Origin of the sequence: Mycobacterium sp., from assembly GCF_047975165.1 — a bacterium.
Classification (GTDB): Bacteria; Actinomycetota; Actinomycetes; order Mycobacteriales; family Mycobacteriaceae; genus Mycobacterium.
This window is the reverse complement of the sequence record NZ_JBKECZ010000056.1, coordinates 46,890-69,320: the sequence shown is the minus strand read 5'-3', so window position 1 is coordinate 69,320 and position 22,431 is coordinate 46,890. Positions and strand designations below refer to the sequence as shown.

The 22,431-nt window shown below is 68.9% G+C and carries 18 protein-coding genes; 2 read left to right on the top strand and 16 right to left on the bottom strand.

Annotation, left to right across the window (positions count from 1 at the left end; translation table 11 throughout):
- Positions 1-1,536: Hsp70 family protein (locus ACK5M9_RS06190; RefSeq protein WP_416892298.1), on the bottom strand; the 1,536-nt coding region annotated here is incomplete at its 3' end.
- 193 nt (positions 1,537-1,729) lie between these two features.
- Here ACK5M9_RS06190 and ACK5M9_RS06185 point away from each other — a divergent pair.
- The gene (locus ACK5M9_RS06185; RefSeq protein ID WP_416892297.1) at positions 1,730-2,224 is read left to right on the top strand and encodes a nuclear transport factor 2 family protein; all 495 of its coding nucleotides are present in this window, start codon (positions 1,730-1,732) and stop codon (positions 2,222-2,224) included.
- A gap of 5 nt (positions 2,225-2,229) precedes the next feature.
- Here ACK5M9_RS06185 and ACK5M9_RS06180 read toward each other — a convergent pair whose 3' ends face one another.
- From ACK5M9_RS06180 to ACK5M9_RS06170, 3 genes are all read right to left on the bottom strand, one after another.
- On the bottom strand, positions 2,230-2,907 hold the full coding sequence (locus tag ACK5M9_RS06180) for a L,D-transpeptidase family protein (RefSeq protein ID WP_416892296.1): 678 nt from the start codon (positions 2,905-2,907) through the stop codon (positions 2,230-2,232).
- 59 nt (positions 2,908-2,966) lie between these two features.
- Positions 2,967-3,641 (bottom strand): phosphatase PAP2 family protein, encoded by a 675-nt coding sequence (locus ACK5M9_RS06175; protein WP_416892295.1) that lies wholly within the window; start codon positions 3,639-3,641, stop codon positions 2,967-2,969.
- A 66-nt stretch (positions 3,642-3,707) separates the two neighbouring features.
- Positions 3,708-4,481, bottom strand: coding sequence for a trans-aconitate 2-methyltransferase (locus tag ACK5M9_RS06170; RefSeq protein ID WP_416892294.1), 774 nt, complete (start codon positions 4,479-4,481; stop codon positions 3,708-3,710).
- Between the two features lie 190 nt (positions 4,482-4,671).
- Between ACK5M9_RS06170 and ACK5M9_RS06165 the strand changes: the two genes are divergently transcribed.
- Positions 4,672-5,889, top strand: coding sequence for an alpha/beta hydrolase family protein (locus ACK5M9_RS06165; protein WP_416892293.1), 1,218 nt, complete (start codon positions 4,672-4,674; stop codon positions 5,887-5,889).
- 139 nt (positions 5,890-6,028) lie between these two features.
- Here ACK5M9_RS06165 and eccE read toward each other — a convergent pair whose 3' ends face one another.
- From eccE to ACK5M9_RS06105, 12 genes are all read right to left on the bottom strand, one after another.
- Positions 6,029-7,024, bottom strand: a complete 996-nt coding sequence (gene eccE / locus ACK5M9_RS06160; protein ID WP_416892305.1) for a type VII secretion protein EccE — start codon at positions 7,022-7,024, stop codon at positions 6,029-6,031.
- 29 nt (positions 7,025-7,053) lie between these two features.
- Positions 7,054-8,463: a type VII secretion-associated serine protease mycosin gene (mycP, locus tag ACK5M9_RS06155; protein WP_416892292.1), complete on the bottom strand. Its 1,410-nt coding sequence runs from the start codon at positions 8,461-8,463 to the stop codon at positions 7,054-7,056.
- A complete protein-coding gene (eccD, locus tag ACK5M9_RS06150) occupies positions 8,460-9,872 on the bottom strand; it encodes a type VII secretion integral membrane protein EccD (protein WP_416892291.1) in 1,413 nt (470 codons plus the stop codon). The genes mycP and eccD overlap by 4 nt, the downstream gene beginning before the upstream one ends.
- Before the next feature lie 155 nt (positions 9,873-10,027).
- On the bottom strand, positions 10,028-10,924 hold the full coding sequence (locus ACK5M9_RS06145; RefSeq protein WP_416892290.1) for an ESX secretion-associated protein EspG: 897 nt from the start codon (positions 10,922-10,924) through the stop codon (positions 10,028-10,030).
- Between the two features lie 19 nt (positions 10,925-10,943).
- Entirely contained in the window at positions 10,944-11,234 is a 291-nt protein-coding gene (locus tag ACK5M9_RS06140) for a WXG100 family type VII secretion target (protein WP_416892289.1), read from the bottom strand.
- A 40-nt stretch (positions 11,235-11,274) separates the two neighbouring features.
- Positions 11,275-11,568, bottom strand: coding sequence for a type VII secretion system protein EsxG (esxG, locus tag ACK5M9_RS06135; protein ID WP_416892288.1), 294 nt, complete (start codon positions 11,566-11,568; stop codon positions 11,275-11,277).
- A 67-nt stretch (positions 11,569-11,635) separates the two neighbouring features.
- Positions 11,636-11,944: a PE family protein gene (locus tag ACK5M9_RS06130; RefSeq protein ID WP_416892287.1), complete on the bottom strand. Its 309-nt coding sequence runs from the start codon at positions 11,942-11,944 to the stop codon at positions 11,636-11,638.
- Positions 11,941-15,933 (bottom strand): type VII secretion protein EccCa, encoded by a 3,993-nt coding sequence (gene eccCa, locus ACK5M9_RS06125; RefSeq protein ID WP_416892286.1) that lies wholly within the window; start codon positions 15,931-15,933, stop codon positions 11,941-11,943. Before eccCa ends, ACK5M9_RS06130 begins: the two co-directional genes overlap by 4 nt.
- Positions 15,930-17,537 (bottom strand): type VII secretion protein EccB, encoded by a 1,608-nt coding sequence (gene eccB / locus ACK5M9_RS06120; protein WP_416892285.1) that lies wholly within the window; start codon positions 17,535-17,537, stop codon positions 15,930-15,932. Before eccB ends, eccCa begins: the two co-directional genes overlap by 4 nt.
- Positions 17,534-19,384, bottom strand: coding sequence for a type VII secretion AAA-ATPase EccA (gene eccA / locus ACK5M9_RS06115; RefSeq protein WP_416892304.1), 1,851 nt, complete (start codon positions 19,382-19,384; stop codon positions 17,534-17,536). Before eccA ends, eccB begins: the two co-directional genes overlap by 4 nt.
- A gap of 295 nt (positions 19,385-19,679) precedes the next feature.
- Positions 19,680-20,582, bottom strand: a complete 903-nt coding sequence (locus tag ACK5M9_RS06110) for a class I SAM-dependent methyltransferase (protein WP_416892284.1) — start codon at positions 20,580-20,582, stop codon at positions 19,680-19,682.
- A gap of 9 nt (positions 20,583-20,591) precedes the next feature.
- Positions 20,592-22,223, bottom strand: coding sequence for a PPE family protein (locus ACK5M9_RS06105; protein ID WP_416892283.1), 1,632 nt, complete (start codon positions 22,221-22,223; stop codon positions 20,592-20,594).
- Between the last annotated feature and the right edge of the window lie 208 nt (positions 22,224-22,431).

Here is a 22,431-nt window from a genome sequence, read left to right as displayed (position 1 = left end):
GACCTTTACCGGCTCGGTGGCCGGCGGCGCGGGATCGGGCCCCGCCGGACCCTCCGGGGCCGGAGTGGCCAGCGGGGGCCTCGCCGAAGCGGGTGGGGGGGCCACACTGGGAACGGCGGGGGTATGCCGGGGCGCCTGACGCTGTTCGATCGCGGTCAATGTGATAGCCACCCCGCCCAGTGCCGTCATGGCCACCGCGGCGCAGAGGCCGATGAGCACTTGCGAAACCCGCAAGCGTGTCCACGGTGTTTCCTTCGGCGGGTCGATCATGTTGATCGCCATGGAAAAACACGGCGCCTCATCGTGGTAGGAATCCTCTTCGCACCGGGTCAGCAGTTCGGGGGATTCTGTTCGGGACCAAGCCAATTCGCGGTCCGCCGGCTCCTCCTGCAGATGCGGGCCGATAGCCATCGCGTCGACGGGGGGCAGGTCGATCGGGCTGGCTACAGGGACGGTCATGGCCGCCATGTTGATCGACGTCGATGTCCGAAGTTCGGCCACATCACCACGTTTGGCCAGCAGCAATGCGCCTTCCGCCGCGGCGCAGTCCGGACGCGCGGCGGTAAAGACCGGAAGCTCCGTGTGCTCCGTGAGGTGTTGGGCCACCAGAGGAATGCCGGCTCCGCCGCCGACGGCGACCAACCCGGCAAGGCCGGAGGCACGGAAGTTGTTGCGGGCCAGCATGTCGTCGAACGCAGCGATGAAGCCGATCAACTCGCCCCGGATCAGCTCGTCGAATTCCTCGCGGGTGAGCCGCACGCGCGCCGCCGAACCTGCCAATTCACCGGTGAGTTCGGTGACCCGGTCCACAGACAGCCGCTCTTTGGCCGTACGGCACAGCGCCCGCAGTCCCTCGACGCGGCCCAAGTCGGTGACACCCGCCAAGCCGGCATCTTCGCGGCGAAGAACGTCGCTCACGTGCAGCAACAGCGCGTGGTCGAGCCGGTCACCGGAGAAGTCCTCGTAACGCATCGTGGCGCTGACCGGGTCTCGAGCACCGTCGGCCGACAGCAACGTGACATTCGTTGCGGAACTGCCGAAATCGAGCAAGGCGACGACGCCCGCCGACGGTAGCTCCGCCTGAGCCTTGACCGCGGTCAATGCGGCTACGGCATCCGGGACCAGCAGTGGCGCTGTACCGCTCCGGACGAATCCGATATGGGTCCGCAACGCGTTCCTCAACGCCTGTACCGTATTCGGATTCCAGTGTGCGGGAACCGCAATGGCGATCTCACAGCAGCTCGAATCGGCTCCGGCGGCGGTGACCATCGCATCCAGCGCCTCGACGGCGAGCAGATCTGGATCGTGGGCCGAGCCCTCCTCGGACATCAGCGTGACCGACTCGCCGATACGGTCCACGAAGTCGGTCATCGCGATGCCCGGCTCGTCCGGATGTGAAACCTCGTCGGACAAACCGAGTTTCGGGGCGCAATGTGGATACAGGGTGAGCACGGAGCGACGGATAACCGGAGGACTCCCGTCAACCGCGGCAACCATGTTCATGGTCCCGATCGACAGCCCCAGCGGGTCGTACATAAAACGGTTACCTTCGTCGATAGGATTCGGTGGTCAGCGCGTCAACCATAGCCGTGCGTGTGCCGAAAACGACTGGTCCTCATGCCTATTGGTATCTGCTCGGTGCGGTGTCGTCATCGAAACGGGATCATCGACACTATTGACATCCCGGCCAGCCCGGGGTGCGGCCGACCCGGTGTGCTGCAATGAGCAGATGAGCCGTGACGATACGCAAGCCCTGATCGCCGACCCCGCAGCGGATGTCGAAGCCATCAAGCGGGTCAAATACCGCTACCTGCGCGCGATGGACACCAAGCATTGGGACGACTTCGCCGACACACTCACCGAGGACGTCAAGGGCGACTACGGGTCGTCGGTCGGCAAGGAACTGCATTTCGACAACCGCGCAGACCTGGTCGGCTACCTGCGCGAAGCACTGGGCTCCGGGGTTATCACCGAGCACCGGGTAACCCATCCGGTCATCGACGTGACCGGCGATACCGCGACCGGAACCTGGTATCTGCAGGACCGCGTCATCGTCGACGAGTTCAAGTTCATGCTGATCGGCGCGGCGTTCTACCGCGATCGCTACCGCAGAACCGCCGACGGCTGGAGGATCAGCGCCACCGGGTACGACCGGACCTACGAAGCGACCATGTCGGTCAAAGACCTTGGCTTCCAGCTGAAACCCGGCAGGGCGATGGCCTGACGGCGCTATTTGGCGATCGCGATCACCGCTCCGGGGCGCAGCCACTGGATGATCGACACCAGCGTGGCATCGTCGATGGCCACACACCCGGCGGTCGGACCGCCGTCGGTGGTGTGAAAGAAGAATGCGGCACCGCCACCGGGAACCTTGGCCTTGTTGACGCCCATCACGACCGCGTGCTTGTACTGCGGGATCTCCAGGTTCTCACTCGCCGCGGTGCTGAACGGGCACTGGGCCTGCCGGCACACCTGCATGGAGTTGAAGGTGGGGCTGTCGTCGTCGCCGCTCCACCAGTGATTCGGCCCCACTTGGGTATAGGGCAATCCGCCACCGGGGTTCGGTGCGGTGCCGAACGCGGAGTCCAAGCTGTAGACGCCCATCGGGGTGGCGGGGTAGCCGCTCTTGGCCTGCGGGGCCATGCCCGCGGAACCCACGTGGGTGGGGATTCCGACCTTCAGCACTTGCCAGCCCGCAACGGTGCGCTGATAGATGTCCATGTTCGCGGTCGATCCGCCGGTCGAGACCACCGAAACCACCTGCGTCGCGTTGCCGACCATATTCACAAACCACGGGTTTCCCGCCGCCCGGGCCCCCGGCGCCGCACCCGTGGCGATCAGCACTGCGACCAGCGCGGTCACCGCCATGGAACACAGCGCGCGCAGCAAGGCTATCGGTCGGCGCATGGTTTCATCGTCACGTTCACCGCACCCGAGGGTCAAGTCAAGGTTGTGGGCCGTTTCCGTCACGCCGTCGTAACCCTGCGGCGGCCAACACCGGCCGGCATGGGCCGCAGGATCCACACGCAGACCGCGAAATACGCATAGCCCAGCGCCCAGCCGGCGATGACGTCGGAGGGATTATGCACATTGAGCGCAACCCGCGAGATACCGACCAGGACCACCGCCAGCAGCCCGGTCGCTACAGCGACGGTCCGCCACACACGGCTGTCGAGCATCGGCAGCAGAAAGGCCAGCAGGGCGAGCACGGTGGCGATCGCCTCCAGCGCATGGCCGGACGGAAACGATGTCTGCGGGGCGAAAACCAACGCGCTGGCCGGCCGGGGACGATCCGCCAGACCCTTGGCCAGCGTCGTCACGTAGCCGTTGAGCGGTGCACACGCCAACAGCAGCAATGCCATCCGCTTATCGCGCCGCATCAGCGCAATCACGGCCACCAGCATTCCGAGTAGCCGCAGCGGTATCGGACCCAGCGCAAACGACACCGCGGCCCAGAAGGTGACCCACCCGGGGTGCTCGACACCGACGTCATGGGCGGCGTCCAACAACGACCAGTCGAAGGTGTGCAACCATCCCCAGTCCTGGCGGTACCCGACCCACAGGGCTCCATAGAGCACGAGCGCCGCGACGACGGGCCAGATCCGCGGCGAACGCGGGAAGGCGAAGCGTGAACCGGTCATGGACTACATCAATACCAGCGACAGCATCGGCGCCGGGTCTACGAGCCGATCGCCCCGGCCAGCCGGCTACCCGCGGGCACCGACCTGCGCGACGATGAACACGCGGCGGAACGGGAACATCGTCGTACCGTCCGGTCTGGCCGGATACGCGTCGGCGAGCAACGGAATGAGCTCTCGTCGGAACTCTTCCCAGGCCTGATCGTCAAGGCGGTCACGGACCGGCACCAACGCCGTTCCGGTGATCCATTCCAGCACCGGATGCTCCCCGGTCAACTGGTGCAGGTAGGTGGTTTCCCACGCATCGACCCGGCAGCCGGCGGCCATCAGAAGATCGGCGTAGTACGCCGGCGGCTGCACCGCCGCACCCACCCGGAACGGTATGTCGCGCATCGCCTTCGCATACGATTCACGCCGCGCCAACGCCCGTACCGCCGCGTACGAGGGGGCTTCGAAGTTACCCGGAACCTGAACGGCGAGCCACGATCCCTGCGACAGTTCGCCCACCCACTTGACCATCAGGTCGCAGTGCTCGGGCACCCAGTGCAGCGCCGCGTTGCTCACCACCACATCGGTGTCCGGCGCAGGACTCCAGTCACGCACATCGACAGTGGTGGCGCCGATTCCACGTGCGCGAGCCGCAGCAACCATCTCCGGCGAAGAATCAATCGCCTCGATCACCGCGTCAGGCCAGCGTTGCGCCAAGTAGTGCGTCAGATGACCCGGCCCGCAACCCAGGTCGACCACCCGGCGTGCCCGGTCCGCACCGACCCGCGACAGCAAGTCGTAGAACGGGCGGCCGCGGTGATCGGCAAAGGTCAGGTAGACGTCGGGATCCCACATGGCTTGGCTTGATCCTCCTGCACGACGCCGTCACTGTTGTCTCATCCAGCTGTCTTGATCAAACCGTATTACGCGACCGGCCCGGAATCGCACCCGGCGGGCCGGGTCGGGCCCCGTTTCCCGCCAAATCTGCCGCCATGGCGTATACACCGCGGTTCCCCCCAAGCCCGAGGGGACTACCATCGGCACGATGGCCGAGAACAATGCCGTATCCGCCGACGTTGATCCGATTCACCCGCTGCTGCCGATTCCCGAGGTGCCCGGCGCCGACGCCGGAATAGGCGGGCTGCCCCCACTGTCGGCTCTGTCCCCCCGCCAGCGCATGCTGGTCGAAGCATCGGCAATCAGTGACCTCGCCCTGCGCACGTCGGTGTCGTCGGTGCTCGCAGCCACGGTGGCGCCGATCGTCCTCCGTAACAATCTGCGCAAGTCCGACTCCCGGAACGAACGAGCGAACATGCGGTTCTACGCCGAACTCGCCGCCGAGCACGACCCCGCCCTGTCGTTTCCGGCGCCGTCCGAGCCGCCGGGAAGGATCTCGCGGCAGGCCAGCAGGATCCAGCAGGTCTCGTTGGCCCAGATCGACAACATCTCGTTCCCCAGTAGCTTCCGTGCGGTCAACCCCGCCCTGCGCACCGACTGGAGCACACTGACCAGCAATAACGTTGTGCACGCCCAACATTGGCGGCACGACGACGGGCCGCGGCCGACGCTGTGTGTGATCCACGGCTTCATGGGATCGTCGTACCTGTTCAACGGGGCTTTCTTCTCACTGCCCTGGTATTTCCGGTCCGGCTACGACGTCTTGCTGTACACGCTGCCGTTCCACGGCAGGCGCGCCGAAAAATGGTCGCCGTTCAGCGGCTACGGCTTCTTCGCTCATGGCATGAGCGGCTTCGCCGAAGCGATGGCCCAAGCGGTGCACGACTTCCGCTCGGTCATCGACTACCTGCACGGCACCGGTGTGGAGCGGATCGCGCTCACCGGGTTGTCCCTGGGCGGTTACACCTCGGCGCTGGTGGCCTCCGTCGACGATCGACTCGAAGCCGTCATCCCCAACTGCCCCGTCGTCACTCCGGGGGATCTGTTCGAGAGTTGGTTCCCGGTCAGCACCGTGGTCAAGCTCGGGATGCGACTGGCCCGCTTCGACCGCGAGGGCTGGCTGGACGGACTGGCCTTCCACAGCCCACTGAACTACCGCCCGCTGATCTCCAAGGATCGCCGGATGATCATCACCGGCCTGGGCGACCGGATGGCGCCGCCGGAGCACGCGGTGGCGCTGTGGGAACACTGGGACCGCTGCGCGCTGCACTGGTTTCCCGGCAGCCACGTGTTGCACGTGAGCCAGCTGGACTACCTGCGCCGGATGACGCCGTTCCTCAACCAGTTCATGTTGACGAACACCTGAACCGGTCCCGAATGGCCGCGACCTATACCGAGGCCCGTTGAGCCTGCGCTCACGGCGACGACACGCCGACGATCAGCGCCCTGAGCGCAGGATGAACTCAACTACTCCGCCCCGCCCACAGCGTTGCCGCCCCGGGCACCTAGGTGACGGCCTCCTCGGCCGCGCGGTGAGCCCCCGCGACCGGAGTCGGCCAGGCCAGCGTCGCCAGTAGGTCCGCAGGTGCGTCGGTGTGCCTGCCGAGCCGCTGCGAGGACAGCGGATCCAGCGCCGACAATGCCCGGCGCTGGTTGCCGTATTCCGGTGTCAGGCCCGGGGCCGGCGCCGCAACATCGAAGGCATCCGGGGCCGATTGGCCGTGGAACGCGCAGGCGGCGGCAACCGTATAGGGCTCCCCCGCATCGCCCCACCCGATCTCCAGTGCCGTCCAGGTCTCGTCGACCGGCACCGACCACACGCCTTCCAGCGCCCCGGACAGACCCGAATCGACGGCAATCCGATATGCCGCCAGGCATTCCGAGTCGCCCAACCGCACCGCGCGCCAGGTTTCGCGGGCCGAGTCCGAGGGGCCGACGGCCAGTAGTTCCGGAACGTCTCCCGGTGCTGCCGCGGCAGCGTCCCACCCGAGCTCGGACAGCTGGTCGGCGAGCCGGCGAGCCGCCGCCTCCGCCGTTTCCGCCAGGGGGATCCGCGCGGACCGGGCCCGCAGCGCCGCCAGATTGTCGACGGCGCAGACGGTCAGTCCGACCCAGGTCTGCCGGCCGCCCGAGGCATCGTTGCGGTTGGTGATCCGGACGGTATCGGCACGGATTCCGTAGCGGTCCAGATAGCCGGCGATCAGCGGCAACGGCAACGCTTCGGAGTCCGACGGCCCCGGCCCGATCCGCAGCAGGGCGGTCGTCCGGTCATCGGCGCGGGGTTCGGGGACGGGCCGGCCGCCGCGCACCCCCATTGCCAGCCGCCGCCGGACCATCGTGGTGAAGTACAGCCCCCGCCGCCAGCCGAAGAGCCCGATCACCACGAGGACGGCTACCCCGAGCACCCACTGGGACCTGGTGGACTGCCACGGGTAGCCCATCGCCGCGGGTACCACGGCCAGCAGGGCCAGCGTGATCCGGCCGACGCCAGGACTCGGCATACCACCCGGCGGCGATTCCTGATTCTGGCTCACGAGGTGGGCTCCTTCCGGCGGCGCGAGGTCGCCACCGCCGCCGCGGTGACGATGACGAACAGGATCAGGCCGGCGATGCCCGCCAGCGCGACGGTGCGTGGCGTGGTGTCCTCGGGCGCCGCGGGCGGCGGCAGCGCGACGGGTTTCACCGATGGGGCCGGATTCGCGCGCCCACCATCGGCGGGCAGCTCCCAGGTCAGAGCCGCCACCGCGTCCAGGGTGCCGGCGCCGACCAGGTTGGACGGATCCCGCGGACCGTTCGACGCGGTTGCGGTGATGCGCCGGAGGACCTCGGTCGCCCGCAGGCCGGGATACTTGGCCCGGACCAGCGCCGCGACACCGGAGACGTAGCCGGTGGCGTAGCTGGTGCCGCTGAGCGGGGCCAGGTGCCCGTGCCCGTCCGGCAACCCGTTGGCCAGACCGCCGCCGTCGCCGTTGGTTATCGACACGACGTTCTCACCGGGTGCCGCCAGACCCACCCACGGACCGGCCATGCTGTACCCCGACGGCTGCCCATCGGACGCCACCGAGCCGACCGACAGCACATAGGGCTGCCACCAGGACGGGATCGAGACCGAGGTGACACCGGCCCAGTTGCGCGGATCATCCGGCCGGCTCAGATCGGTCAGCGGATTGGAGTCGCACGACGTTCCGCCCGCAGCCGAGCCGGTGGATCCGCTGTTCCCGGCGGCGGCCACGATCACCGCGTCCTTATCCACCGCCGCGTACCTGATCGCGGCCCCCAACGCCGTCTGGTCGACCGGTCGATCGGCGGGCAGGCACGTGATCGCGGAGATGTTTATGACGCCGGCGCCTTGGTCGGCCGCGAGCACGATGGCCCGGGCCAGCGCCTCGATATCGACGACCGCGCGGGCCACCGCGGGATCGCCGTCGGGGGTCCGCGGGGAGAACTTGGCGGAGGTGACCCGGATCGCCAGCAGTCGGGCCGCGGGTGCGACGCCGGAGAAACCGTCGTCCCCGGGTTGGCCGGCGACGATCCCGGCAACCAGGGTGCCGTGTCCGTCGCAGTCGGTCAGCCCGTCACCGGCCTCCAGGAAGTCGCCGCCGGCATCGACGTTGTCCAGCCGCGGCCCGGGGCGCACTCCGGTGTCGATGATGGCCACCAGTTGGCCTTCGCCGCGGGAAAACTGCCATGCTGCAGGCAGGTCGAGCATGTTTTGGCTGGCAGTGGGAGCACCCGGGTCGGTGCCCGGGATGACCCCGGAAACGCTGCATTCGCCGCGCTGCTCCATCGCCGCCACCGGCCCCGCGGCACCGCCGGGAGGCACCGCGCCGATGTCCACCACCGGCGGTTCGACAGCCGCCGCCGGCGTGGCCGCCCCCTGCAGCGCCATCTGGGACAAGACCAGAGTCGCTGCGAGGCAGGCCGATCCGGCACGAATCATCGATTCAGCACCCAGGTGAACAGACCGACCAGGAACGCCATCACCGGGATCAGGGAGACGTCCAGACCGCCCGCGACGAACCCCAGGAGCCGGCGCAGCGGCAGCGAGTACGTCTCGGCGGATGCGATGGCCGGGTTCAATGCCACCACCACCCATGCCAGCACCAGCACGTGCAGCACCAGCAGCGCTGCCAACGCGGCGGTATACCGGCCGGTGGAGGTGTAGAGCACCAGCAGCACCCCGGCCGCCAGGAAAGGCTGGCCGAGCAGCCACGCCTTGCACGCGGCCGAATCCCACACCCGCGCCCGCAGGGCGGCTGCCGCCGAGGTCGCGGCAACCACGTACCACCCCGCCACACTCACTGTTTCCGGCCGCAGCGCAATGGCCACCGACCCGAGCACGCTGAGCAGTACGGCAGCGGCGATGAACCCTTTCTGGTACTCGTCGCCGATGCGCACCCGGCGCGGCAGGTCTTCGAGCACCGCCCGCGACGGTGGTGCCGGTGTCGGGTCTCCCGGCGCCGGGATGACCGGCAGCGGGAAGCGTGCCCACAGCGCCGAAAGCTGGGCGGCCTGGACGGTGACCAGCAGCGCGGCGACGATCAGCCCGCAGCCGATGGTGAGCACCGGTAGCTGCCAGATCGATTCGGCGCCGGCCGCCAACGCGACAACGAACCCGACAACGGCCGTCGCCGTGAAAAACGAGGCGGCCCACTCTCGTTCGGAACTCGGGACGATGAGGGCGACCAGCGACCACGCGGCCACCCCCGAGGCGGCCAGCAGGATCTGTTCGGCCCCGAAGCTGCCCGGCACCGCCAGCGTCAGTGCGGCGGCGATCGGCACGAGTGCGGTGACCGACAGTGCGATCCCGACGCGCGGCGAGCGAACCGTGGACAGCAGGCCGGTGATCGCAACGAGCGCGGCCAGCGCGCTGACCGCGACCAGGCCGGACAACGCGCCGGTCGTCACCCGGTAGGTGACCCACAACCCGGTTGCCAGCAGGGTCACCAGGATCGCGGCGACCAGCGCCCCGCGTTGGATATGTCCCGCGCCCCAGGGATTCCGGCGCGAGGTCGAGAAGATCATGGCCGCGTCGGCGATGTCCTCGACCACGCCCGGGGCGGCGGGGCCGGCGGGCACCGGCTGCAACGCGAGCAGGTCGCCGTCGACCACGCCGACGGTATTGAGGCTGGCATCCAGGCTGAACGGTGCGCCGCCGATGGGCGCCAGGCTCAGGCGAGGGGCCGCACCGGCTTCTCCGTTCTCACCGTCGGCGCCGGCCGGGACGACCAGCCGCTGCACCACGGGCAGGATTTCGCGCAGCGGCAACTCGGCGGGCAGGGCCATCTCGGTCATGCGGCTGTCGGCGAGAACCGCGACCCGGACTATCGGCATCACAGTCCCGGACATCACCGGATCTCCGCGGGGGCCGTGGTGCGGCGCTGCCGCCGTTGCTGAAACATCGTGCTCTCTCTCTGCTCCGTGATGTGCGTTGTCGGGTGGGTGTTCGGTCGGGGTCTTCGGTTTTCGGCGCCCGGGGGTCGGGGGCCGGGGGCCGGGGCCGGTCAGGAACTCTGCGCGCAGAAGTCCCGGGACAGGCGCCGGCCCGGGAACCACTGCCCGCCGGGCAGCTGGGAAGTCAGTTGTTCGATCGCGACCGCCGTCGCGAACGGGGTCGCGGGGGCGAACGTCGACACCCATTCGCCGTCGAATGCCCGCACCGGGCTGATCAGCACCCGGCCCGCAGTGGTGTCGACCAGGCTCAGGCCGACCTCGGTGGTGGCATGCCGGCCGTCCCGATTGCTGCCCGCGACCACCTCGACGTAGCTGCGGGGTCCGGTGAAGACCGATTCCACCACCGGCCGCGCCGAGGCCGGGATACCCAGATAGTCCAGAATCTCCGAGAGCGCTTCGCCCGACCGCAGCCGTTCGTCGGCGCGGGCACCGACCCGCATCGGCATGCTGAACTCCTCGAAGCGGGCCGGCGGGCGCTGCCCGAGCCCCGCGGCGAGCACCGGGACCAGGGCCCTCGGGTCGTCGATGTCCATCTCGGTGAACGTGACCAGCTGGGCGCTGCGCAGGGCGACCACCGTCCGGTTGGGGGCGTCGGGTCCCGTCGAGCCCGTACCCTGAGCGACGATGCCGCGCAACATCGCGGCCGCGTCCCCGGCCGTGCCGCCGGGCCGAGTGGGTCCCAGATAGCGCAGATCGAGCCAGCGGTCGGGGAAGCACACCAGTTTGATCCAGTCGGCCACCGTCTGGTCGACGGCGCCGGTGGGAGTCACGATTCCCATCCGGGCCAGATCGGCCTGCTGGCGGGCGAAGAACGCGGATCGTTCCGCGGCATCGCGATACGGCGTGGTGATCGCGAGCACCCACGGAAAGCTCCCCGCGCCGACGGTTTCGGCGATGAACCAGGCCTGCTCGACGGTCAGTTCGACGGCGTTGTGCTGTGCGGGCATCGACGGGTCCAGCGGAGGGCTATGCGCCCCACTTGGCGGCTTCGGCCTGGTCACGGGCCATCATCGCCATGGTGTTGGCCTCGTGCGTGCTGGCCATCGACTGGTAGGCGCGCACCAGGTCTGCCATGGCCTGGTTCCAGTGCACCTGCCAGGTCTGGTAGGTCATCCCGGTGTCGCCCTGCCAGGCGCCGGACAGCGCCGCCTGTTCCGCGCTGATGTCGGCGCCCAGCCCCTGCATGGTGCCGGCATACCCCGACATGTCGCCGGCGTGCGCCAGCATCGCCGGGTAGTTGTACATGATCTGCCCCATGACAAATCCTCTCGAGTCGCTAGTGGGTTTTGGTACCGGCTCAGAAACCGGTGTAGGTCGATGCGGCTGCGGCGTCCGCGGCGACATAGGTGCCCGCGGCGTCGCCCAGGTTCGCCTGCGCGACGTCCAGCAGGGTGTTGACCCTGGCCGCCACCTCGACGAAGCGGGCGTGGGCGGCCTGGAAGGCAGCCGAGGATTCGCCCTGGTGGAACGCCTGAGCCGACATTGCTGCCGTCTCAGCCTGCCCGATCGTGTGCCGCATCAGCGCCGCCTTGGCGCTGAACGCCGCCTGCGACGACACCAACTGCGGAATATGAGCATCCAGCAAACTCATGATTTTCCTTTCTCACCTGTTTCCGTTCCGAATGGGAAATCTGTTACCGATCGCCATCTCGCCGTGGTCAGCCTCCCGTCGCCCCGTAGGTCGCGGCGGCCGCGGCATCGCTGGCGGCGTAGTTCACACCGGCTGTCCCAACGCCGATACCGGCCCGGCCCAGTTCCTCGACACCCTCGGCCGCGACCACCGTGTGCTCCTGGCCGAGCGCACTGAACCCGGCGGCGGTCTCCAGCGACACCGGATCGGCGGCCGGCGGGACGACCGCGCCGATCAGCGGGGCGGCGCCGGCCTGAGCAGCCGCCAGGCGCGCGGTCAGCGCCTCCACCGCGGCGCTGGCCGCGGCCAGCCCTTCGGGTACCACGCGCAACGTCATGCCTGACTTCCCTTCTCCTGCGTATCACCCAATATCGCACCCTCACCGACCATGGGGTTGATCAACTGCAGGTAGGTGGGGGCGTCGCTGTCGGTCAGCAGAATGCCGCGGCCGGCGGGCAACCGGCGGAAACGCTGACCCCGGATCTTCCCGCTGTCCTGCGGGTTGCCGGCCAGCATCAACGTGGTCGCCTGCAAGTCGTTGAACCTGCGCAGCAGCGGGTTGGTCATCAAAGCGTGCGAGGATCCCGAGGCCCGGCCGGTGACGATCACCCGCAGGCCCAGTTCCGCGGCCTGGCCGAGCAGGCCGATCAGCGGCGTCCAGGGCCGCTGCCCCAGGTACGGACCGCTGGTCGCCGCCGTGTCCGGAATCTGGTCGGCGTCGTCGATGATCAGGTAGTGGGTGTGGCCCTGATAGGTCCAGCGCGACAGCTCGGCTGCCGACAGGCCCGCGGGCGGGCGCCGGGCCTCGATGAGGTTGGCCAGCCCGATCATCGCCGGGGTGATCCGGTCGATATTGGCCGTGTACTCGTTGTCGGGGAACAACGGCTCGTCGACCAGGTGCAGCCGGCGGTCCAGCACGGTGAAGGCGACCTGGTCGGCGGTCGAATGCTCGCGGACGGTCCGGATGAGGTAGCGCAGCAGCGTCGTCTTGCCGGATTTGCTGTCGCCGAACACCATCATCAGCGGGTTCGCCGCGAAGTCCTGCACGACCGGGGCCAGGTCTTCTTCACGCTGGCCGATCACGATCCGCTCCGGACCCCGGTACAGCGCACCGACCGCTTCGGGTGCGAGGTCCGCGGGCAGCAGCCGCACCGGCGGTGCGGCCTGCCCCGGGAAGTTCGCGTTGATCGCCGGTATCAGGCCCGGATCCGGCTGGGCGAACAGGAAATGCTGGGCGGCCATGGTCAGGCCGCGGCCCGGCTGGTCGTGCGGGACCGCGTCTGCCGGGCGCGTCAGGGCGCCGGTCACCCGCACGTTGCTGTCGCGGGAGTCATGCAGCTTGAGTTCGAGCCGCAAACCCAGCCCGTCGCGCATGGCCAGGGGCACCTCCAGCCAGCTCGGTGTGGTCACCACGACGTGGATGCCGTAGGCCAGACCACTGTTGACCAATTCGGTCACTTTGGCCAGCAATGGGTTTCGCGTGTTGAACTGGTCGGTGTTGTCACGGCTGAAGCCGTAGAGATTGTCGATGACCAGGAAGACCTCGCCGAATCCGTCGTCGGAGGCGCTGCCCTGCCCGTCCGATCGCTCGCGGAACGCTGCCCGCTGCTGACGGGCCAACAGCAGCTGTTCCAGCTCGCCGAAGGTGCGGCGGATACGGTCGGGTTCCAGGGCCGAGGCGACACTGCCGACATGCGCCAGGCCCTCCAGCGCACGCAGCTGGCCGCCCCCGTAGTCCAGGCAGTAGAAGGTGACGTCGTGCGGCGAATGCAGGCTGGCAGCCGACAGCACGAAGGTCTGCAGGGCGGTCGACTTCCCGGATTTCGGCCCACCGTGGATGACCATGTTTCCGGCCGAGGAGGTGGCGTCGAACACCAGCGGGTCACGTCGCATCTCGAACGGCTTGTCGACCTCGCCCAGCGGCCAGCGCCATTCCCGCTGCGGTATTCCGGCTCGGGCCAGCACCGCGGTCAACGGGATGGGATCGTCCAGCGGCGGCAGCCAAAGCCGCGGTGCCCGCGGACCGTAGCCGCCCAGCTGCTCGCCGATGGTGGCGATCAGCTTGCGTGGCGGACCGTCCGGTTCGTCGTCGTCGCCTCCGGAGATCACCGTGCCCGGATCCGGCTCCACCGCACCGGCGGTGAACAGCTTCGGTTCCGGAACGGACTGGACTATCACGGTTTTGGTGGTCTGCGGGGGATCGTAGATGCCGTCGACGTAGGTCGATCGGAACTTGATCGGCGCCGCACCCGGCGCGGGCACCAGGAAGCCGATGCCCTTGTGTTCTTTGCCGGATTCGATGTGATAGGCGTCCTCCACCCCGATGATCTGGCGGGACACGCTGGGGCTGGCCACCTTCAGGCCGATCCGGTAGGAGGTGTTCTTGTCGATGTCCTTGATCTTGCCCACATCCAGGGTCTGCGAGGCGAACAGGATATGGATGCGGAACGACCGCCCCTTGCGGGCGACGTAGTCGAACAGCTCGGCGTATTCCGGATGGTCGGCCAGCATCAGCGTGAACTCATCGGCCACCACGAAAAGTGTTGGAATGGGCGGCAGGTCGGTCCCGGCGCCTTCCCGCTCGCGGGCGGACTCGTACTCGGTCACCGAGTTGAACGCACTGCCCTGAAGTCTGCGGCCGGCTTCGCGCAGCAGCACCTCGCGCCGGGCCACCTCACCGCGCAGGGTGTCGGCGAACCGGTCGGCCAGCGACTTCTTCTCGGCCATGTTCGAGATCACCGCGACGACCTGCGGGAAGTCGCGGAAACTGTCCGCACCCGCCTCACCCTTGAAGTCGGCGTAGATCACGATCAGCCGGTCGGCGGAGTGAGTCGTCAACAGCGCCAACAGGATCGACATCAGGGTCTGGGACTTCCCGGAACCGGTCATGCCGATCATCAGGCCGTGCGGCCCCATGCCGCCCTCGGCCTCGTCCTTGAGGTCGAACATCAACGGCTCACCGGTCGCGGTGACACCTATCGGCACCCGCAACTCGTCCTCGCGGCGCCGCGGCGCCCACAACGCCGGAACGTCCAAGTGGGCCGCGTCGGCAATCCCGAGCAACGTGGCGAAGTTGACGCCGCGGGTGCCGGCCGTGCGCAACCCGGTGTTCATCGGGTTGGAGTCCCAGCACGACAGCCTGCGCGCCAGGTGGCGGGCTTCCTCGGCGCCGAACCCGTCGGCGGCATCGACGTAAGGCTGCCAGCCGCCGGTCTGCCACCGCGCGATGGCGCCACCGGCGATCCGCAGGATCGGCCTCTCCGGGTCGGAGTACTGCTCCCGATTCGGCGGTGTCGCCGAGATGTGCAGCACGGTCACGCCCGCCCGTGCCATCGCCAGGGTCGAGGAGGCCGGGTCGTAGTCGGGGTCGTCCACCACGATCAACAGGTGCCGCAGGGTGCCCACCGAGGTGCCGGTGAACGCCGGACGGTCTTCGAGTTCGGGACCGAGCAACTCGGCCAGGTCGTCGGCATCAGTGGTCAGGCAGCGGGCCGGGCCCACCCCGTCCACCTCACCGGGAATGTCGGCGTGCGGCAGCCACTTGAGCCATCCCCAGTCCGCCCCCTCCAGATCGCGGGCGGCCAGCGCTACGCCCAGCACCGTCGGGTCATGCCAGGTCACCGCCTGGGCGATCCATGCCCGGACCGCCTGCCGGACCTCGTCGGGCTCCCCGACGACGGTTATCCGCGAAACTTTGCCCACGTCGATCCCCAGCGGCATGTCCACTACGGTGCGCTGGGTGTCCAGCAGGCTGCGCAATGCGCTGTGCGACACCGGCTCCAGGTCGATCTCATCGGCGGTGTCATTGACCCGCAGCGCGGTGATCAGCGGCGCGCTGTGGCGGCCGGCGCGCAGCACCAGGAAGTCGGAGTCGGCAGGGTCGCGTTCCCACTGGCGACGGGATCCAGGCACCGCTGCCAGCGCTGCCGGCTCGGGATGCGACCACTGGGCCGCCGCCCGCTGCTCGGCGGCCTGAGTGCGGATGTTGTCCCGTACCACCGACAGATATCGCAGGTAGTCGGCCCGCTCGGCGTCGACCTCCTCGGTGCGCATCTTGTTGCTGTCGCCTCGGTAGAGCGCGGTGGCCGCCAGCAGCAGCACGAACGGGAAGAACAGCGTCTGCGGGGAGATGACCCGCATACCGGTGGCGAACAGCGCGACGATCATGCCGACGATCAGGATTCCGATCAGGTACGGCATCGCCCGGCGGAACAGCGAGGGCGGAATCACCCGGGGTAGTTCCGGGGGCGCCTCGATGGTGATGGTGCCCTTGCGGACGGCCGGCGGTGTCAGCCGCCGCCGCGCCTCGAAGATCAGCCTGCTCATCTGGGCTCCCCTTCGGCCGATACCGGGTGGCTCGGCCTGTTGTCGGGCGGCAGGCCGTCGTGCGCGAGCAGCGCATCGCCGCGCGACAACGTCGGACCGGCCGCGAACAAGGACAGGATCGACCACGGAACGGCCAGCGGCGGCGACTGCAGACCAAGCGCCTCAACAGTTTTGGCGCGACCGTCGGGCCCGGGCCGGCCATCGGATTCGATGTCGATGCCGTAGCGCACCCCGGTGTCCGATATCCAGAACAACGCCCCGGTGGCCGGTGCCGCCGCGCCGCCTCCGACCGTCTGGGTGAAGTATCCGGTGCCCGGGGTCAGCGCCACCGCGGCCTGGCCGCTCACCAGTTCGACGGTGTGCACCCCCTCGGCCACCGGCAGGGCCGAACCCGCGAGCAGGCTCGTCGCCGCGGTGGCGGCTCCGGACGGTTTACTCCAGTGCGCGCAGGCAACCGGGTTCTCGGCCTGGTCCACCAACGTCACCGGCTGGGCGGGGTAGCGGGTGGTATCGAGCATCCGCGACACCGGAAGTCTGGCGATCTCGTCGGCGCCCAGCCGCGGCGGCTGTCGCAGGCCGTGGGAGTCAGTGTTGCGCAGGATCGCGGCCAGCACCGGTGAGATGGGCTGCAGGCCGTCGGGCAGCACGGCGTAGAACTGGTCGGTGCCGGCGGTGTCCAGTGTGTAGGCCACTACGACACTGCCGATCGGCGCGGGAACCGCATAGGCCGCCGGGTCGCCCGCTCCGGGGATGGGCGGGGCCGTCAGCGGCGGTGATTCGGCGACCGCGTTGAACAGTCCCGGGGCCATCGGCCGCGGGGCGGGCACCTCGGTTCCCAGGCCCAGCGCATTGGTGACGGCGTGGTCGGCCAGATGGATCCGGCTGCGCTTGCCGTCCCACAGCAGCCAGGTGCCGTCCGCTCCCGCACCGGCCGCCGAGACCAGGATCGCCTCGGTGGAGCCGATCGCCGCGGCGCGAGCGCCGTCGCTGTCGGGTGATCCGGCGATGACGGTGACGCCCGTGCTGTGCGCGCCGTGACCGGCCTTCCCGGAAACCGAGTCGCACACCGTCCAGTCCGCGTCGCGGGCGGTGCTTTGCACCATGCGTTCGGGCGCACCCGGGATCCCGACCAGGTTGCCGCGTGGAAAACGGTCCAGCTCAGTGCTTTTCACGGTTTTGGGGCTCACCGGCTGGCCGGCGATCAGCCGGGCCGAGGTGAGGTTGAGCACCGGGTGCAGCTGCTCGCCGACCCGCACATACAACGCCGCGGTGGACCGGTCGGCCAGCACCGCGTTGTTGTCGGCCTGCCCGTTGGGGCGGATCAGCGAAAAAACGAAGCAGCCCAGCAATCCGGTGATCGCCAGCAGCACTCCCATCAGCACCGCGCGCGACTGGGACCGCAGCGGGTCCACGAGCATCCTGGTGTCGTGCAGGGCGATACCGGAGGCAATGCGGCGCATGACGAACCGCCAGCCGCTCACCTGGTGGCGGGTGACGAAACCGCGCCGGTACTGCACCCTGTCGGGGTTCTCGTTGGCCGGGGTTCGCGAAGCGAAGGAGCGCCGGTCGCCGGCCCATTCGCCGTCGGAGTCGCCCCTGCTCATGCCGGCACCGACAGCCCGAGGCCGCGCAGCAGCGGCGTCACCGTGTTACCGACGTCTCCCGCGGTGATCGTCATCAGGTCCTCATCGGTGAATTCACCCGAACCTGCCTGTTCGGAATGGTCAAGCCGGAATTCGCGCTCCTCTTCGGATCGCTCGACGATGTTGCGGACGAACCGGCCGTTGCCGGCGATGTCCAGACAACGGCGGTCGATCCCGTTCGCGTCCGGCGACGACGTAGTGGCCAGGTGGGTGAAGAGCTGCTGCATGTCGCCCAGCGCCGTCGGCTCGAATACACTGTCGCGTTGCTGGGCCATCAGGTTCGCGATCTCCACCAGCTCGGAGGCCTGGTAGGAGGGGAAGTCGATGCTGCGGGTGAACCGCGACCGCAGCCCCTCGTTGGTGTCGAGGAACTTGTCGAGGTCCGCCCGGTAGCCGGCGATGATGACGACCAGCCGGTCGCGGTCGTTCTCCATGCGGGCCAGCAGCGTGTCGATGGCCACCAGCCCGAAGTCGTTCTTGGCTCCGGTCGCCACCAACGCATAGGCCTCGTCGAGGAACAGCACGCCGTCGAGGGCGCTGTCGATGATCGCGTTCGTCTTGGCCTCGGTCTCGCCGATGTGCTGGCCGATCAGGTCGGCGCGATGCACCTCCCGGATGTTTTCCCGCTTCAGCAGGCCCAGCCCGCAGTAGATCTTGGCGACAACGCGGGCGATGGTGGTCTTTCCGGGTCCCGGCGGGCCGGCGAACACCAGGTGGTGGGTGCGCTGGGCGACGGTCAGCCCGCGCTGCTGGCGCAGCAGCGCCATGGCGACCGAACTCTTGAGCCGGGAGACCTGGTTCTTGACCTCGTCCAGACCGATGAACTCGTTGAGCGCAACCTCGGCCTCGGCCAGCAGCGCGGCCTTGCGTTCCCGGGCGCCGGGGTCGACGAAGTCGGCGTCGCTGGGCTCGGTTTCGTGGTCCCACGGGTCGGTCCGGGCATCGATGCGTGCGGCTGTGGTGGTGACGATCCCGAAACTGGGATCCGACAGCGCCTCCTCGATCTCCTCGTTCTCCGGATTGGCGGCGTAGAGGTCGTGCAACACCTCGCTGGCCGCTTCCTCGTCCACGTGGGCGCGCAGCGCCAGGGCCTTGGCCAGCGCCCCGTCGATCGCCGCCACCGCGATGGGCCCCTCGGGCTCCTCGAGGTAGGACAGCGCGGGAGCGAACATGCCCAGCCGGGCCAACGCGATGCCCAGGGTGATCTTTGCCGCGTGCGCGAACGCCTCGTCCAGTTCGGGATCGTTGACGATAGGGGTCAGTAGCTTCACCACGTCCGACCAGCGCTGGGCACGGTAGTTGACGACGACGGAGATCCAGCGGGCCGCACGGGATTTCGGGTGGCGTTCGGCGATCCGGCTGACGATCCCGTCGGCCTCGGCGAATTGCCCGTCGGCTGCCAGTGCCGCGGCGTAGGCCAGGTGGAAGTCGTCCGGGGTGCCGGCCCGCAATTGCAGGTACAGACCGCTGTCGTAGCGGAATCCGAGGGCCCCGGGGGTCAGCTCCACCTGCCGCTGCAGCACCCCGGCGGTGGCCGCGGTCCGCGAAACCTGTTCCAGCACGTTCCTGGAGGTCTCGCCGGAAGCGGCCAGGCCGGTCCAGGCGTCACACTGATCGTGGGCGACCCGGGTGAGGGCGGCGAAGCCGGAGCGGGCCGCGCTCAGGTCCGCGGGGCGTTGGCGCTGGTAGATCGGGATTCCCAGAGCACGGCAGCAGGTGGCGAACCTGCTCACCACGTCCGCGTCCACCTTGCCGCCCGCCCGTGCCGCCCGTGCCGCGCGCGCCGTCGGGGGCTGGGTCACCACCATGCCTGCCTCGCCGCTATCCACGCCCCCGCCATCTCCTGAAATCAGAATTGTCACTGTCGACCTTCACCTGTAGTAAACCCTACGAAGTTAGCATTCCCTAAGTTGGGTGTCGAGCGGGCCATGGTCCCGCGGATTCGGTTGAAAGAGGCCTGTCTTGACCGCATCGTCGGACATAGCTGCAATGTTAGCCTCCATGTCGCCGCCGCCCGGCGCAGCCGGCTCCGGCCGGCGACCGCCCCTTGCCGAACGCGATTTTCATCGAAAAGACCTCGATCCGGGCGAAAGCCCGGGACCCCTAGGGTTTCATGGCGCTCACCAACGTGTTGCGGGCGAACATCGGCGCCGCCTCGGAATCCGGGCCGGGCGTGGGACGGCCGACTTCAACCAGGTAGTCGTTGAGCGGAGTGCCCACCGCATTCCAGCCGCGCCGGCCGAACCATTCGGTGGCCGGGGCGCACTGCTCGTTGTAGACCAACTGAAAGAACGGCAGCTGGTCGCCGTCGGGCGCCGCACGCTCCTCTTCGAGCCTGGTCTCGTAGTCGTCCCGGGGCAGCGGCGCGGCGTCCTCGATGCCGACACGGCTGCCCGGTCCGGCCAGCGAGTCGATCCCGGTGAACAGCTGCTCCTGCGCAGCGGCCGGAAGGTATATCAACAGCCCCTCGGCAATCCACGCCGACGGCAGCCCCGGATCGAAGCCGTCTTCCCGCAGTGCCTGTGGCCAGTCTTCGCGCAGGTCGACGGCGATCTCGCGGCGCTCGGCCCGCGGCTGCACGCCGTGTTCGCCGAGCACTCGCCGCTTGAAGTCCAGGACCCGCGGCTGATCCAACTCGAAGACCGTGGTCCCGTCCGGCCAGGCCAGTCGGTAGGCCCGCGAGTCCAGTCCGGCCGCCAGGATGACCACCTGGCGCACACCGGCTGCGGCCGCACGCTGGAAGTAGGCGTCGAAATAGCGGGTCCGGGCACCCTGGAAGTCCACGAAGTGCCGGCCGAAGTCCTCGCTGATCAGCTCGTGGCCGGGAGCTTTACCGTCGAGCACGTCGGCCCAGGAACCGCCGACGGCCCGGCAGAACAGCTCCGCGTACGGATCGACGGCCAGCGGGTCGGGCTTCTGCGCCTCCAGCGCCCGCGCGGTGGCCACGAACAGTGCCGTCGATCCGACACTGGTGGTGATGTCCCAGCTGTCACCTTCGCTACGCATCCGACAACCCTACGCGCGCCCACCGCATACGGAATCCCAGGAGCCGGGCAGCATCGGCTCCGCCGAGCCGGCACCGAATTCGTCGGCGGCCAGCACCGTCAATCCGGCGGGGCTGGCGACCGATTCGCAGGACAGCGTCCCGGTGAAGCCCTGCCGTCCGGCGCCGTTGGCCGATACCCCGGCCACGGTGACCAACTCGGGCTCCGACCGCCTGAGCGGCTCCGCGTCGATCCCGACGGTCACATCCGCGAACTCATCGGCGTGGTTGCGCCGAACGGCACGGCGGCGACGCCGCGTGCGCGCTTGCGCTCGTGCCTGCCCCGCAGCCGCCAGCGCCGCGGCATCGGGCTCGGTCGCCGTGGCCGGGGCGCTCGCGCGAGCGCTGCGCCCCGACCCGAATCCGACACCCGGGCCGCCGCCCACCGCATACGGAAAGCCGACGCCGCCGGGCCCGGGGGCGGGCGGCGAGGGCGGCGCAACGGTGGAAACCGGGCCGGCCGGGGCAGCCGTGGCAGGTGTCGCTGGCGCGGCCGACGCCGCGACCGGAGCGGGTGCCGTCGCTACGGCCGCCGGCATGGCCGCCGGCATCGCCGCTGCGGCAGCGGGCGGAACGATCGTCGGGGCGGCTGCCGTTGCCGTCGCCGGCGCCAACGCTTCGACACCGGAGAGCCCGGCGACGCCGGTGAGCGCGCCCAGGCCGGCGATGGCACCGGTCGTTGCGGCCCCCAGCAGCGCCGGAGAATTGCCGATCGCCGCGATCGCCTGCGCGAGGTGTGTCGGCCAGTCGAAGAGGACGAGCTCGGCGGCGAACTCCAATGCCCCCGACGGATCGGTGAACAGTTGCTGGATGAAGGTCTGGGACTGCTGGAAGGCCTCCAGCGACCGGACCGCCCACCACATGGGCGCCGAGGCATCGGTGTAGTCGTGCATGGGGACGCCGTTCAGCGCGTTCTCCAGGGGATCCCAGTCGATGCGGCCGTTGGTGAGCAGTCGCAGTACGTCGGCGACGAGGTAGTCCAGCCAGGTCGGGTCACCGTGATCGTGATCGTCGTGCTCGTCCCCGTCCTCGTGATCGTGATCGTGGTCGCCGTCGTGCGCCTCGGCGGCATTGGCGATTCGCGGTGGCGGCATTACCCGGGGCGTCGACGCCACCGCCGCGTCCGACACGGTTTGGTAGGTCGCCATGGTGGTGGCCGCCTGCACCCACATCCGTGCATAGTCGGCTTCGTTGAGTGCAATCGGGATCGTGTTGATCCCGAAGAAGTTGGTTGCCACCAGTACCCCGTGCGTTGCGTGGTTGGTGGCCAGCTCGGCCAGGGTGGGCATGGTGGCCAATGCGGTGACGTAGGCGGCTGCCGCGGTCTCGTGGCCGGCGGCGGTCGCGGCATTGTCGGCACCGGCTTGGATCAGCCAGTTCAGGTACGGCACGTGCGCTGTCACGTAATGCTCGGCACTGGGCCCGGACCAGGCCGCGCCCTGCACCGCTGCCAAAGTCGCCACCAGGGCGTCGGCCACCTCGGCGTACTCCGCACTCAGCGCCGACCAGGCCCCGGCCGCCGCCAGCAGCGGCCCAGGTCCGGGGCCACTGCCGAGCAGCGTCGCGTGCACCTCGGGCGGTGCGGCCATAAAGACTGGCAGCATCGGCCACTACTCGACAATGAATACGGTTTTCATTATCGGGAATTAGACCGCAAGCGATGCCGATTTGCAAGCCCCTGGAGTAGCACCCCCGACGGGGGCCACGCCCCGCCGTTCGACCGGTCAGACCAGCGGGAGGTTCCCGCGGATGCGGCGGTCCAGATCCCACAGCATCAGGTTGAACGGGAACTCCCGGGCGACCTTCGGCAGC